Below are 13,573 nucleotides of genomic sequence, written 5' to 3'. Positions count from 1 at the left end.
AGAGAGCCGTCCTAGACGGGATCGGCGGGGTGCGGGGCCATCGGCAGCAGCGAGGCCAGCCGCGCCTCGCACAGCTTCACGAGCGCCTCGTAGCCCTCCTTGCCCATCAGCTCCGTCAGCTCCGCCCGGTACGACACGTACACCGGGTCACCGGCGCCGTGCGCGGACGTGGCCGACGTGCACCACCAGTGCAGGTCGTGGCCGCCCGGGCCCCAGCCCCGGCGGTCGTACTCGCCGATCGAGACCTGGAGGACACGCGTGTCGTCGGGCCGGTCGATCCAGTCGTAGGTCCGGCGGATCGGCAGCTGCCAGCACACGTCCGGCTTGGTCTCCAGCGGCTCCTGGCCGCTCTTCAAAGCCAGGATGTGCAGGGAGCAGCCGGCGCCGGCCGGGAAGCCGGGCCGGTTCAGGAAGATGCAGGCGCCGTCCCAGCGGCGGGTCTGCTTCTCTCCGTCGTCGTCGAGCTGCGTCCAGCCCGTCTCGCTGCCGACGTCGTGGAACTGCCACAACTCGGGAGTCAGCCGCGCCACGTGCTCGGCGACGCGCTTCTCGTCGTCCTCGTCGGAGAAGTGCGCACCGAGGGTGCAGCAGCCGTCGTCCGCCCGGCCGGCCTGGATGCCCTGGCAGCCGCTGCCGAAAATGCAGGTCCAGCGGGAGGTCAGCCAGGTCAGGTCGCAGCGGAAGATCTGTTCGTCGTCGGCGGGATCGGGAAACTCGACCCAGGCCCGAGGGAAGTCGAGACCCTTCTCATCAGGGGCCGAAACCTTGGCGTTCTTGGTCCGGGACTTGTTGGCCTTCTTCGTATGTGGCACAAACCCAAGCGTAAGCGCCCCTTACGACACCCATCCTCCTGGCGCACAGTAGCGTTTCCTCCTATGAGACTCGGTGTCCTTGATGTGGGTTCGAACACGATCCATCTGCTGGTGGTGGACGCGCACCCCGGCGCGCGCCCGCAGCCGGCGCACTCGCACAAGGCGGATCTGCGCCTCTCGGAGCTGCTCGACGAGCACGGCGCGGTCAGTCCCGAGGGCATAGACCGACTCGTCTCGGTGATCGCGGGCGCCGTTCAGGCCGCCGAGGACAAGGGGTGCGAGGACGTCCTCCCCTTCGCGACCAGCGCCGTGCGCGAGGCCACGAACGCGGACGAGGTCCTGGCCCGGGTCAAGCTCGAAACCGGCATCGAGCTGCCGATCCTCAGCGGTGACGACGAGGCCAGGCTCACGTTCCTCGCGGCCCGGCGCTGGTTCGGGTGGTCGGCGGGCAAGCTGCTCGTCCTGGACATCGGCGGCGGCTCGCTGGAGATCGCGTACGGCATCGACGAGGACCCGGACGCGGCCGTCTCCCTCCCGCTGGGCGCGGGCCGCCTCACCTCGGGCTGGCTCCTCGGCGACCCGCCGGACCCGTCGGACGTACGGGCGCTGCGCCGCCACGTGCGGGCCCAGATCGCGCGCACGGTCGGCGAATTCAGCCGCTTCGGGGCACCGGACCATGTGGTGGCGACGTCGAAGACCTTCAAGCAGCTGGCCCGCATCGCGGGCGCGGCCCGCTCCGCGGACGGCCTGTACGTCCAGCGGGACCTGACCCGCAAGTCCCTGGAGGAATGGGTCCCGCGCCTGTCTGCCATGACCACGTCCGAGCGGGCCGCCCTCCCGGGCGTCTCGGAGGGGCGCGCCGAGCAGCTGCTGGCGGGCGCGCTGGTCGCGGAGGGCGCGATGGATCTCTTCGGCGTGGACTCCCTCGAAATCTGCCCGTGGGCCCTGCGCGAGGGCGTCATCCTCCGCCGCCTGGACCACCTCCCCACCCCCGCTCCCTCCTAACGCGCCGCTCGCACGGCTCGGCGCCGGGGGCGCCTCCCCGGCTTCGCGCCGCTGCGCCGGACTCCGTCCGCCGATCCCGTGGCGGGGCCGGCCGATCAGGCGCGCCGCCGCTGCCGGGGCGCTGCCCCGGACCCCGCGCCTCAAACGCCGGCGAGGCTGGATCTTTCAGCCTCGCCGGCGTTTGAGGCGCGGGTCCGGGCGGAGCCCGGGGAACGGTGGAAGGGCGGGTAGGGGACAGCCCCGCAGGGCCCCGACCCCGCCCGGCGCCCGCCGAGGCCCAGCCACCGGCTGAGCTCTGCGCCGCAGGCGAGAATCCCCGTACCGCCCGGCCAGGGCATGGGCATGGGTACCCTGTCATCCGTGCCCCCGCCCCACCCCCCGACCCCGAAAGCGAAGGTCGCCCTCTCCACCGCCTCCGTCTACCCGGAGACCACGGCGACCGCCTTCGAGATCGCCGCGCGCCTCGGCTACGACGGCGTCGAGGTGATGGTCTGGACGGATCCGGTCAGCCAGGACATCGACGCCCTGCGCCGCCTCTCCGACGACCACCAGGTCCCGATCCTCGCCATCCACGCGCCCTGCCTCCTCATCACGCAGCGCGTCTGGTCCACCGACCCCTGGACCAAACTCCAGCGCGCCCAGAGCGCCGCGGAGAAGCTCGGCGCGAGCACCGTCGTCGTCCACCCCCCGTTCCGCTGGCAGCGCGCGTACTCCCGCGACTTCGTCAGCGGCATCTGGCGCATGGCCGACGAGACCGACGTCCGGTTCGCCGTCGAGAACATGTACCCCTGGCGCTACCGCGACCGCGAGATGCTCGCGTACGCGCCCGAGTGGGACGTGACCAAGGACGATTACCGTCACTTCACGGTCGATCTCTCCCACACCGCCACCGCCCGCACCGACGCCACCGCGATGATCGACCGGATGGGCGACCGCCTCGCGCACATCCACCTCGCCGACGGAAACGGTTCGGCGAAGGACGAGCACCTCGTCCCCGGCCGCGGCACCCAGCCCTGCGCCGAGCTGCTGCGGGGCCTCGCCACCTCCTCCTTCGACGGCCACATCGTCATCGAGGTCAACACCCGCCGCGCGATGTCCTCCGCCGAGCGGGAGGCCGACCTCGCCGAGGCCCTGGCCTTCACCCGCCTCCACCTCTCCGCGGCCGACACCCGGGCGCCCCGCCGATGACCACACCGCCCCCACCCCCGGAAGAACCCACGCCGTCCGCCGCGCCCGCGCGGCCCGCCGAGCCCGCGCCCCCGCCCCCCGCCGCGCCCGCGAAGCGCCGCCGCGGCCCCGGCCGCCCGCGCCACGACGAGGCCGACGACGGCCCCGGCACGCAGGAGCGCATCCGTAGCGCCGCCCGCTCCGAGTTCTCCGCACGCGGCTACGACAAGACCTCCGTGCGCGGCATCGCCAAGGCCGCCGGCGTCGATCCCGCCCTGGTGCACCACTACTTCGGCAGCAAGGACGAGCTCTTCGCCGCCGCCATCGAGCTCAGCATGGAGCCCGCCCTCGTCGTCCCCGCGATCCTCGGCGAGGGCCCCGAGGGCATCGGCGAGCGCCTGGCCCGCTACTTCCTGAACATCTGGGAGAACCCGGCCACCCGGGTCCCGCTCCTCGCCGTCATCCGCTCGGCCCTCACCCACGAGGCGGCGGCGAAGGTGCTGCGCGGCCTGATCCTGCGCCGGGTCCTGGAGCGCGTCGCGGCCGACCTCAACGTCCCCGACCCCACCTTCCGCGCCGAGCTCGCCGCCTCGCACATGGTGGGCATCGCGATCCTGCGCTACGTCGTCCAGGTCGAGCCCCTCGCCTCCGCCGACCCGGAGGCCATCGTGGCCCTGGTGGCCCCTACCCTCCAGCGCTACCTGACCGAGGAATGAGCCGGCCGTCCCGCTATCCGGACGCCCCGGCCGGGCCGCGGGCCGGGGGCGTAGCCTCGTAACTGAGTCGTATCCACAGTCGTATCCACAGTCGCGTCAACTGTCGCGGCCGCGCTCGCGCAGCCGCACTCATGGGGAGTGAACCCGATGCCCGAGCTGAGGTCCCGCACCGTCACCCACGGCCGCAACATGGCAGGCGCACGTGCGCTGATGCGCGCCTCGGGCGTAGCGAGCGCGGACATCGGCAAGCCGATCATCGCGGTCGCCAACTCCTTCACCGAGTTCGTCCCCGGCCACACGCACCTGGCCCCGGTCGGCCGGATCGTCTCCGACGCCATCCGCGCCGCGGGCGCCATCCCGCGCGAGTTCAACACCATCGCGGTCGACGACGGCATCGCCATGGGCCACGGCGGCATGCTGTACTCCCTGCCCTCCCGCGACCTCATCGCGGACTCGGTCGAGTACATGGTGGAAGCCCACTGCGCCGACGCCCTGATCTGCATCTCCAACTGCGACAAGATCACCCCCGGCATGCTGATGGCCGCCATGCGCCTCAACATCCCGGTCGTCTTCGTCTCCGGCGGCCCGATGGAGGCCGGCCAGGCCACCCTCGTCGACGGCACCGTCCGCAAGCTCGACCTGATCGACGCGATGGTCGACGCCGTGAAGGAGAGCGTCTCCGACGAGGACGTGCTCCGCATCGAGGAGAACGCCTGCCCCACCTGCGGTTCCTGTAGTGGCATGTTCACTGCCAACTCGATGAACTGCCTCGCCGAGGCCATCGGCCTGGCCCTCCCCGGCAACGGCTCCGTCCTCGCCACGCACACCGCCCGCCGCGCCCTGTACGAGGACGCCGGCCGCACGGTCGTCGAGATCACCAAGCGGTACTACGAGCAGGACGACGCGTCGGTCCTCCCGCGCTCCATCGCGACCCGCCAGGCCTTCGAGAACGCCATGGCCCTCGACATCGCCATGGGCGGCTCCACCAACACGATCCTCCACCTCCTCGCCGCCGCGCAGGAAGCCGGCCTGGACTACGACCTCAAGGACATCGACGAGGTCTCGCGCCGCGTCCCGTGCCTGTCCAAGGTGGCCCCGAACGTGGCGCCCGGCGGCACGTACTACATGGAGGACATCCACCGGGCCGGCGGCATCCCCGCCATCCTCGGCGAACTGCACCGCGGCGGCCTCCTCAACAAGGACGTCACCACCGTCCACTCGGACAACCTGGAGGACTGGCTGGGGAAGTGGGACGCCCGCTCCGGCACCGCCTCCGACGAGGCGATGGAGCTGTGGCACGCGGCCCCCGGCTGCAAGCGCTCCGCGACCGCCTTCTCCCAGTCGGAGCGCTGGGCGACCCTCGACCTCGACGCCGAGGGCGGCTGCATCCGCTCCGTCCAGCACGCGTACTCCAAGGACGGCGGCCTCGCCGTCCTGCGCGGCAACATCGCCGAGGACGGCTGCGTCGTGAAGACGGCGGGCGTCGACGAGTCGATCTGGACCTTCGAGGGCCCGGCGGTCGTCTGCGAGTCGCAGGACGAGGCCGTCGACAAGATCCTCCGCAAGGAGGTCAAGGAGGGCGACGTCGTCGTCATCCGCTACGAGGGCCCGCGCGGCGGCCCCGGCATGCAGGAGATGCTCTACCCGACCTCCTTCCTGAAGGGCCGCGGCCTGGGCAAGGCCTGCGCCCTGGTCACCGACGGCCGCTTCTCCGGCGGCACTTCGGGCCTCTCCATCGGCCACGCCTCCCCGGAGGCGGCCTCGGGCGGCACCATCGCCCTGGTCGAGGACGGCGACCGCATCCGCATCGACATCCCGAACCGCTCGATCGAACTCCTCGTCCCGGACGAGACCCTGACGGCCCGCCGCGAGGCCCTGGGCGGCGTCTACGCCCCGAAGAACCGCGAGCGCAAGGTCTCCGCGGCCCTGCGCGCGTACGCGGCGATGGCCACGAGCGCCGACAAGGGCGCGGTCCGCGACGTGTCGAGGCTGGGCTAGCTTCTCCCCTTACGTTCCTTCTACGCACCGAACCCCGCCGCGAGTCCTCACCACTCGGCGGGGTTCGCGCCGTCCACGGCGAACACGGAGCCGTCGGGCGCGGACGCGTACACCCTGCCGTCGGCGACCACGGGCGCGGGCAGGTTCGCCGCGAACGTGGACCCCGTGGACCCCTCCATACGCGGCTTCGTCTGCCCCAGCAGACGGCCGGCGGCCGCGTCGACGGCCAGGAGCCGTCCGTCCGGCGCGGTCAGATAGACACGGCCCTCGGCGAGTACCGGGCGGGAGCCCACCGCCACGCCCGTCTGCAGCCGCCACTCCTCCTTCTCGGCGCCGACCGCCGCGAGCGCCCCCGTGGCCCCGAAGAGGTACACGACGCCGTCCTGCCCCACGGCCGACTGCGTCTCGTACAGCGGCGAGGCCAACCGCACGCGCCGCACATCGCGCGTCCCGAGGTCCACCCGTACGACGGCGTCGGTCCTGGCCCGTACGTCGGTGTCCAGCAGGTAGAACGCCCCGCGCGCCACCCCGACCGGCTGGAGCAGGCCCGTCGTACGGAGCTGCCAGCGCACCGTGCCGCTCGCCGGATCCACGGCCGCGACCTGCGTCGACCTGCCGTCGCCGGCGGCCGTCGAGACGTAAAGCGAGGCCGCCGCGTCGGACGCGTGCGGGTCGCCCCACCAGAGGGAGCCCACCCCGCCGATCCGCTTCGTCCAGCGGGCGGACCCGGTCGCCGCCTCCAGCGCGGTGGTACTCCCGCCCGGCGCCGCGACGAGCACCCGCCCCCCGGCGGACACCACGTGAGCACCGCCGGGCAGCCTGTACCGCCAGCGCTCGGCCCCGGTCCGGGCGTCCAGCGCCTGGAGCACCTCACTGCCGGGCGCCACCACCAGGACGTGCCCGCCGCCGTACCCGGGGGCGTTGTCCTTCGCCGTCCGGGTCGCCGGCGTGGGCGCCGCCACGGACCACTCCCGCGAACCGTCCGACGGGTCGAGCCGGACGGCGGTCGTCCCGGGCCCCGAGCAGAACAGGGCCGCCGCCTCCCAGGAACAGGCCGCGGTCCGCTTCCCGAGGGACACCGCCCACGGCGCGAAGGCCTTCGCCGGGACCGGAGCCGCCTTCACCGCCGGCTGGGCCGCCGGTCCGGCCGACGGCCCGTACCGGAGGTACCCGCCGACCACCGCGGTCACGAGCAGCAGCCCCAGCCCGGCCGCCACGGCCACCCGGCGCCGCCGCCTCCGCCCGCCGGGGGCGCCCGGCCCGCCGGGAGCGGGGACCGGCTCCCGCAGGTGCGTCACCTCCTCGGCCACCTCGGCCACCTCGGCCGCCACCGGCCGGCGCGGCCGTGGGATGAAGGCCTGGGTGTCCTCGGCGGTCGGATACGCGATCGCCCGCATCTCGGCGATCAGCGCCTCGGCCGTGGGCCGCTCCCGCGGGTCCTTGGCCAGGCACCGCGCGACGAGGGGGACGAGCCGCGCCGGAAGCCCCGTCAGATCGGGCTCGCTGTGCACCACCTGGTACGCCACCAGGTAATGGCTGTCCGAGTCGAACGGCCCCCGCCCGGTCGCCGCGTGCACCAGCACCGCCCCCAGAGCGAACACATCGGCGGCCGTTCCCACGTCCCGGGGCCGCTGGAACTGCTCCGGCGCCATGTACGGCGGCGTCCCGATCAGCTTCCCGGTCTCGGTGCGCAGATCGCTGTCGGCCGGCCGGGAGATCCCGAAGTCGATGACCCGTACCCCGTCGGGGGCCATCAGCACGTTGCTGGGCTTCAGATCCCGGTGCACGACCCCCGCCCGGTGGATGTCCCGCAGCGCCTCCGCCAGCCCGGCGGCGAGCCGGGTCAGCTCCGGCGGGTCCAGCACCCGCTCCCGTACCCGCTCGGCAAGCGTCGGGGCGTCGATGAACAGGGTGGCCATCCACGGCCGCTCGGCATCCGGATCGGCGTCCACGACGGGCGCGGTGAACGCGCCGCTCACCCGCCGGGCGGCCGCGACCTCCTGCCGGAAGCGGGCCCGGAATTCCGGATCCACCGCGTGCTCGGGGTGCACGATCTTGACGGCGATTTTCAGCCCCGAGCCTGACGTGGCCAGATGGACGACGCCCATGCCGCCGGAGCCGAGCACGGATTCGAGCCGGTACTGCCCGGCGTACTCCGGAAACCCCACATGGTCCGCGCGCAGCGAATGCATCGTTCACCACCACCCCCGCCGGAGCCTAGTCGATGAACCGTACGAATCTCCAAGGTCCTGCTACCCTGCGCGAGTTGCACAAGGCAACACCCGTGGGGGGAGATTTCGCATGTCGGTTGAGAACGATTCAAGCCAAATGGAGAGCCTGACCAGCGGGTCGGGTTTCCCGACCTTTCCGGTCGCGCCGGGCTACCGGGTGAACGTCCGCAGCGGCCCGGGCACCAATTACTCGGTCATTCGGGTCCTGCCGCTCGGCGCGTACGTGTCGATCCGCTGCCAGTGCGACGGCACGACGGTCTCGGGCCCGTACGGCACGACGAACATCTGGGACTGCGTCGGCAACGGCGAGTTCGTGTCCGACGCGTACGTGAAGACGGGCACGGACGGCTACGTCGCCACCCAGTGCGGCTGAGGGCCTGACCGCCTGACCGCCTGGCGGCCTCACTGGTCTGACACGTGAGACACACCCGGACCGGGGCCGCCGGCGGGGCGATAATCGCTGGTGTGAGCGACGACCAGCGAGACCAGAACCCCGCCGGGCAGGCCCCGGCTGCGGCCCCCGTCGGCCCCCAGCCCGAACCGATCCGGTTCTTCGGCACCACCTGGGTGAACCACGACGGCGGCTACGCCCTGCGCCGCGTAGCCCTCGCCCTCGGCTCCCTCGTCACCGCCTTCGCCGCCGCCCTGCTGCTCCGCCTCGCCTACGAGGGCCTGGAAATCGGCGACGTCGGCCCCTTCCTCAGCATCTCCGTCGTCGTCCTCTTCGCGATCGCGAGCTCCATCGCCTTCGTCAAGACCTGGGACTCCTTCAGCCGCCGCCCCGCCCCGTCCTCCGACGAGGCCGCCCTCAAGGGCCTGAAGACGATCGGTTTCATCGGCTCCCTCATCGCGTACTTCCTCCGCTGCCTCGCCGAGGCGCCCGGCGAGAAGCTGCGCCGCGCCGAGTACGAGCACGCCACCGCCGAATTCGCCCGCCGCCGCAGCTCCCGTACGGGCAACCCGGCCGCGCGCCGGCCCAAGCGCAAGAAGTAAGCGCCGCTCCGTTGACGCCCCGGCACAGCCAGGAGCATTATTCATCGCATGATGAATAATAGGGCCCAGGGAGTCGGCACCGGCGCCCCGGCCGCCGTGCACGCCCACGGCCTGACCGTCCGCCGCGGCACCGGCCGCCACCCCCGCACCGTCCTCGACTCCATCGCCTTCGACGTCCCCCGCGGCCGCATCACCGGCCTCCTCGGCCCCTCCGGCTGCGGCAAATCCACCCTCATGCGCGCCATCGTCGGCACCCAGGCCCACGTGACCGGCACCCTCGACGTCCTCGGCCGCCCCGCCGGCCACCCCGAACTCCGCTCCCTCATCGGCTACGTCACCCAGGCCCCCTCCGTCTACGACGACCTCACCGTCCGGCAGAACCTCGACTACTTCGCCGCCGTCCTCGAACCCGGCCGGGCCGCCGCCGAACGCCGCGCCGACGCCGTTGACCGCGCCCTCACCGACGTAGACCTCACCCCCCACGCCGACGCCCTCGCCGGCAACCTCTCCGGCGGCCAGCGCAGCCGCGTCTCCCTCGCCGTCGCGCTCCTCGGCACCCCGCAGCTCCTCGTCCTCGACGAACCCACCGTCGGCCTCGACCCCGTCCTGCGCCGCGACCTGTGGAACCTCTTCCACGACATCGCCGCCACCCGCGGCGCCACGCTCCTCGTCTCCTCCCACGTCATGGACGAGGCCGAGCGCTGCCACGACCTGCTCCTCATGCGCGAGGGTCGCATCCTCGCCCAGGACACCCCCGACGCACTGCGCACCCGTACCGGGTCGGCCACCGTCGAGGAGGGCTTCCTCCGCCTCGTCGACACCGCCAACGCGGAGGCCGCCAACGCGGACGCTGCCAACGTGGAGTCCGCCGCCGAGGCCGCCGCCGAAAGGACCGCCCGATGAACGGCTCCCGCACCCTCGCCACCGCCGCCCGCGTCCTGCTCCAGCTCCGCCACGACCCGCGCTCGATCGCGCTGATGCTCCTGGTCCCCGTCCTCATGCTGACCCTGCTGCGCTTCGTCTTCGACGGCACCCCGCGCACCTTCGACACCATCGGCGCCTCGCTCCTCGGGATCTTCCCCCTCATCACGATGTTCCTGGTGACCTCCATCGCCACCCTCCGCGAGCGCACCTCCGGAACCCTCGAACGCCTCCTCGCCATGCCGCTGGGCAAGGGCGACCTCATCGCCGGCTACGCCCTCGCCTTCGGAGCCGTCGCCGTCGTCCAGTCCCTCCTCGCCACCGGCCTCGCGCTCTGGGTCCTCGGCCTCGACGTCGTCGGCTCCCCGTGGCTGCTCCTGCTCGTCGCCCTCCTCGACGCGCTCCTCGGCACCGCGCTCGGACTCTTCGTCTCCGCCTTCGCCGCCTCCGAATTCCAGGCCGTCCAGTTCATGCCGGCGGTGATCTTCCCCCAGCTCCTGCTGTGCGGCCTGTTCGCCGCCCGCGACTCCATGCAGCCCGTTCTCGAAGGCCTCTCGAACGTCCTGCCCATGTCCTACGCCGTCGACGGCATGACCCAGGTCCTCACCCACACGGACATGACGGCCGACTTCATCCGCGACGCCGTCATCGTCGCCGCCTGCGCCCTGCTCGTCCTCGCCCTCGGCGCGGCCACCCTCCGCCGCCGCACGCCCTGACCGCGGGGTGCGAGGATGAAGCCGTACACGCACTCAGTTCGGCGTTCGGCGAGGTGAATCGGGCATGACCCAGACAGTCGCAGTCCTCGGTACCGGAAAGATCGGCGAGGCCCTGCTCAGCGGGATGATCCGCGGCGGCTGGCCCGCCTCGAAGCTCCTCGTCACCGCCCGCCGCGCGGAACGCGCCGAGGAACTCCACGCGCGTTACGGCGTCGAGGCCGTCAGCAACGCCGAGGCCGCCAAGCGCGCCGACACCCTCATCCTCACCGTCAAGCCGCAGGACATGGGCAAGCTCCTCGAAGAGCTCGCCCCGCACGTCCCCGCCGACCGCCTGGTCATCAGCGGCGCCGCCGGCATCCCCACCTCCTACTTCGAGGAGCGGCTCGCCCCCGGCACCCCCGTCGTGCGCGTCATGACGAACACCCCCGCCCTCGTCGACGAGGCCATGTCCGTCATCTCGGCCGGCAGCCACGCCACCGCCGAGCACCTCGCCCACGCCGAGGAGATCTTCGGCGGCGTCGGCAAGACCCTGCGCGTCCCCGAATCCCAGCAGGACGCCGCCACCGCCCTCTCCGGCTCCGGCCCCGCGTACTTCTACTTCCTCGTCGAGGCCATGACCGACGCCGGCATCCTCCTGGGCCTGCCCCGTGCCCAGGCCCACGACCTCATCGTGCAGGCCGCCATCGGCGCCGCCGTGATGCTCCGCGACAGCGGCGAGCACCCGGTCAAGCTCCGCGAGGCCGTCACCTCCCCGGCCGGTACGACCATCAACGCGATCGTCGAGCTGGAGAAGCACGGCGTACGGGCGGCCCTGATCGCCGCCCTCGAAGCCGCCCGCGACCGCAGCCGCGAACTCGCCTCCGGCAACAGCTGAGCCATCCGGTCGTGTCCCGAGTCCGACCGGCGGGGCGGCCGTGTGCACCGTGCGGGGGACCGCCCCGGCGCGCCCCGAAGTCTTCTCAGCGGATTTACCTAGTTTGCTCTCCATGTCCAGACTAGGAGTTTTCGCCGCCACGGCGGCGGCCTGCGCGACCGTGGTCGCGCTGCCCGCCACCGAGGCCCACGCCCAGCAGTTCGTCCCGTGCAGCGCGACGGCCCTCAGATCCGCCATCAACCTCGCCAACACCGTCCCCGGACCGGCGGTCCTCTTCCTCAGCCCCGGCTGCACGTACACCCTGACGGCCCCCGACAACCCCGGCAACGGCCTGCCCGTGGTGACCAGCGACATCAACATCCTGGGCGCGGGCAGCACCATCCGGCGCCAGTCCGCGACCGACTTCCGCCTCTTCAAGGTCTCCGGCCCCACCGGCCGCCTGACCCTCAACAACCTCACGGTCCGCGACGGCCGGTCGGCGAGCGGCGGCGAGGGCGGCGGCGGGATCCACGCCGGCCCCGGGACCACGCTCACCCTCAACAACGTGGAGGTGACCCGCAACTTCGCGGGCCAGACCGGGCCAGGCGGGGGCATCCTCAGCTATGGCACGCTGACCCTCCGCAACAGCACCGTGAGCTACAACATCACCACGAACACCGGGGGCGGCGTCTCCACAAGCGGAGCCACGAACATCTCGAACACCACCATCACCGGCAACACCGCCAAGGACGACGGTGGCGGCCTCGACGCGGCGAACGGCAGCCTCACCCTCACGGGCAGCCGGGTGACCGACAACGCGGCCCGGTTCTTCGGCGCCGGGATCAACACCTACCAACTGACGGGGACCGTCACGGACACGCTCATCCGCGGCAACAGCGCGGCCGAGAACGCCGGCGGCGGCGTGTACAACCGCAGCTCCACCCTGACGCTGGAGCGGACCACCGTCTTCGCCAACCGGGCCCTCAGCAGCGGGGCGCGGGGCGGGGGCCTGGCCAACGCCTCCGACGCCACCCTGAACGTCCGCAACAGCTCGGTGACCAACAACTTCTCCCACACGGCCCCGGGTGGCATCTTCAACGACGGCGGCACGGTCACCCTCACCGCCACCCCCGTGACGGACAACTACCCCACCAACTGCGCCCCGAGCGTGATCGCGGGCTGCGTCAACTGACGCCCTCGGTCCCAGACGCGGCCGGGCATCAGGGAGCGAGCAGCCCGATCGCCTCGTAGGCCCGGTCCACGACCGGCCGGGCCAGCGCCCGCGCCCGCCCGGCCCCCTCGCGCAGCACCTTCTCCACCGCTGCCGGATCGGCCGCCAGCTCGGCATGCCGCTCCCGCACCGGCCGCAGCAGCTCCACCACCGCATCGGCGACATCCGCTGGTCCTCGCCCACGGGGACCTCATCGGTCCGGTAGGCCAAGATATCGGCGGCCGGCGGCCAACAGCAGCGTCGCGGCCTGCCGGCTGAGCCGGCGCACCCGCGCCGGATCGTGCTCGACGGTCAGCGCGTGCAGATCCACGACGCAGAACAGCGCGTCGTCCGGCTCCCGGTCGGCGGCAACCCACTGCCGTACGGCCCCCCGGCCGCCGAGGCGGCGGCCGTGAGCGCATGCGTGGTCATGGGCCCCAGGTTAGCCCTGAGGGGGACGTCTGTCCCGGAGTTGACACACCAGTACCCGATCCGTAAGGTTCTCCGAGTTGTCCGCCGTGAGAGCGCCGACCCCGGTCGGTCCCCGGACAGCCATCCCGCAACACGTATTCGAACGAACGATGCACTTTGTCGTCTCGTTTTCATGCGTATTTGCGAATGTGGAATCCGCGTCCTAGGACGCAGCCGCCGATTAGGTTCGGGGGCAGGGAATCCGCTACTGTCTCACTCGTCGCAAGGGCCCAACAGCCCGAGCGACAAGCCCGCTGACTGGGAGTCAGGCCCGAAAGGATCTGATAGAGTCGGAATCGCCGGAAAGGGAAAACGCGAAAGCGAAGAACCTGGAAAGCGAGCGGGACTGACTCTGATAGAGTCGGAAACGTAAGAACAGAACGAAGCCCGGAGGAAAGCCCGAGAGGGTGAGTACAAAGGAAGCGTCCGTTCCTTGAGAACTCAACAGCGTGCCAAAAATCAACGCCAGAAGTTGATACC

The 13,573-nt window shown here is 72.0% G+C and carries 13 protein-coding genes and 1 pseudogene; 10 read left to right on the top strand and 4 right to left on the bottom strand.

The features are described from left to right. Positions 1 to 11 precede the first annotated feature (11 nt). Positions 12 to 812 (bottom strand): hypothetical protein, encoded by an 801-nt coding sequence (locus MTF65_RS12430; protein ID WP_243628710.1) that lies wholly within the window; start codon positions 810 to 812, stop codon positions 12 to 14. Positions 813 to 875: 63 nt separating this feature from the next. Here MTF65_RS12430 and MTF65_RS12425 point away from each other — a divergent pair, with 63 nt between their 5' ends. The 4 genes from MTF65_RS12425 (at position 876) to ilvD (ending at position 5,698) form a co-directional block, all read left to right on the top strand. Continuing rightward, on the top strand, positions 876 to 1,817 hold the full coding sequence (locus tag MTF65_RS12425; protein ID WP_243628709.1) for a Ppx/GppA phosphatase family protein: 942 nt from the start codon (positions 876 to 878) through the stop codon (positions 1,815 to 1,817). Positions 1,818 to 2,159: 342 nt separating this feature from the next. Then, a complete protein-coding gene (locus tag MTF65_RS12420; protein ID WP_243628708.1) occupies positions 2,160 to 3,005 on the top strand; it encodes a sugar phosphate isomerase/epimerase in 846 nt (281 codons plus the stop codon). Further along, positions 3,002 to 3,700 carry a TetR family transcriptional regulator gene (locus MTF65_RS12415; protein ID WP_243628707.1) on the top strand — a complete coding sequence of 233 codons (699 nt, stop codon included), beginning with the start codon at positions 3,002 to 3,004 and terminating at the stop codon, positions 3,698 to 3,700. The genes MTF65_RS12420 and MTF65_RS12415 overlap by 4 nt, the downstream gene beginning before the upstream one ends. Positions 3,701 to 3,847: 147 nt before the next feature. Next, a complete protein-coding gene (gene ilvD, locus MTF65_RS12410; RefSeq protein ID WP_243628706.1) occupies positions 3,848 to 5,698 on the top strand; it encodes a dihydroxy-acid dehydratase in 1,851 nt (616 codons plus the stop codon). Positions 5,699 to 5,745: 47 nt separating this feature from the next. Here ilvD and MTF65_RS12405 read toward each other — a convergent pair whose 3' ends face one another. Then, positions 5,746 to 7,890: a serine/threonine-protein kinase gene (locus MTF65_RS12405; protein WP_243628705.1), complete on the bottom strand. Its 2,145-nt coding sequence runs from the start codon at positions 7,888 to 7,890 to the stop codon at positions 5,746 to 5,748. Positions 7,891 to 8,026: 136 nt separating this feature from the next. Here MTF65_RS12405 and MTF65_RS12400 point away from each other — a divergent pair, with 136 nt between their 5' ends. The 6 genes from MTF65_RS12400 (at position 8,027) to MTF65_RS12375 (ending at position 12,604) form a co-directional block, all read left to right on the top strand. Continuing rightward, positions 8,027 to 8,302, top strand: coding sequence for a peptidase (locus MTF65_RS12400; RefSeq protein ID WP_243628704.1), 276 nt, complete (start codon positions 8,027 to 8,029; stop codon positions 8,300 to 8,302). Positions 8,303 to 8,394: 92 nt separating this feature from the next. Next, a complete protein-coding gene (locus MTF65_RS12395) occupies positions 8,395 to 8,922 on the top strand; it encodes a hypothetical protein (RefSeq protein ID WP_243628703.1) in 528 nt (175 codons plus the stop codon). A 48-nt stretch (positions 8,923 to 8,970) separates the two neighbouring features. Continuing rightward, complete coding sequence (locus MTF65_RS12390) at positions 8,971 to 9,825, top strand: ABC transporter ATP-binding protein (protein ID WP_243628702.1); 855 nt, start codon at positions 8,971 to 8,973, stop codon at positions 9,823 to 9,825. Next, complete coding sequence (locus tag MTF65_RS12385) at positions 9,822 to 10,559, top strand: ABC transporter permease (protein ID WP_243628701.1); 738 nt, start codon at positions 9,822 to 9,824, stop codon at positions 10,557 to 10,559. The genes MTF65_RS12390 and MTF65_RS12385 overlap by 4 nt, the downstream gene beginning before the upstream one ends. 64 nt (positions 10,560 to 10,623) lie before the next feature. Continuing rightward, positions 10,624 to 11,433 (top strand): pyrroline-5-carboxylate reductase, encoded by an 810-nt coding sequence (gene proC / locus MTF65_RS12380; RefSeq protein WP_243628700.1) that lies wholly within the window; start codon positions 10,624 to 10,626, stop codon positions 11,431 to 11,433. Between the two features lie 112 nt (positions 11,434 to 11,545). Beyond that, positions 11,546 to 12,604: a right-handed parallel beta-helix repeat-containing protein gene (locus MTF65_RS12375; RefSeq protein WP_243628699.1), complete on the top strand. Its 1,059-nt coding sequence runs from the start codon at positions 11,546 to 11,548 to the stop codon at positions 12,602 to 12,604. Between the two features lie 28 nt (positions 12,605 to 12,632). Here MTF65_RS12375 and MTF65_RS12370 read toward each other — a convergent pair. Further along, positions 12,633 to 13,013, bottom strand: a pseudogene (locus MTF65_RS12370) (hypothetical protein); the annotation flags it as partial. Positions 13,014 to 13,358: 345 nt separating this feature from the next. Further along, on the bottom strand, positions 13,359 to 13,573 hold a 215-nt coding region (locus MTF65_RS12365), incomplete at its 5' end, for a hypothetical protein (RefSeq protein ID WP_243628698.1).

The sequence above is a fragment of the Streptomyces sp. APSN-46.1 genome, assembly GCF_022815725.1.
GTDB lineage: Bacteria > Actinomycetota > Actinomycetes > Streptomycetales > Streptomycetaceae > Streptomyces.
The sequence above is the reverse complement of the archived record's forward strand: the minus strand, read 5'-3'. Positions and strand labels throughout refer to the sequence as shown.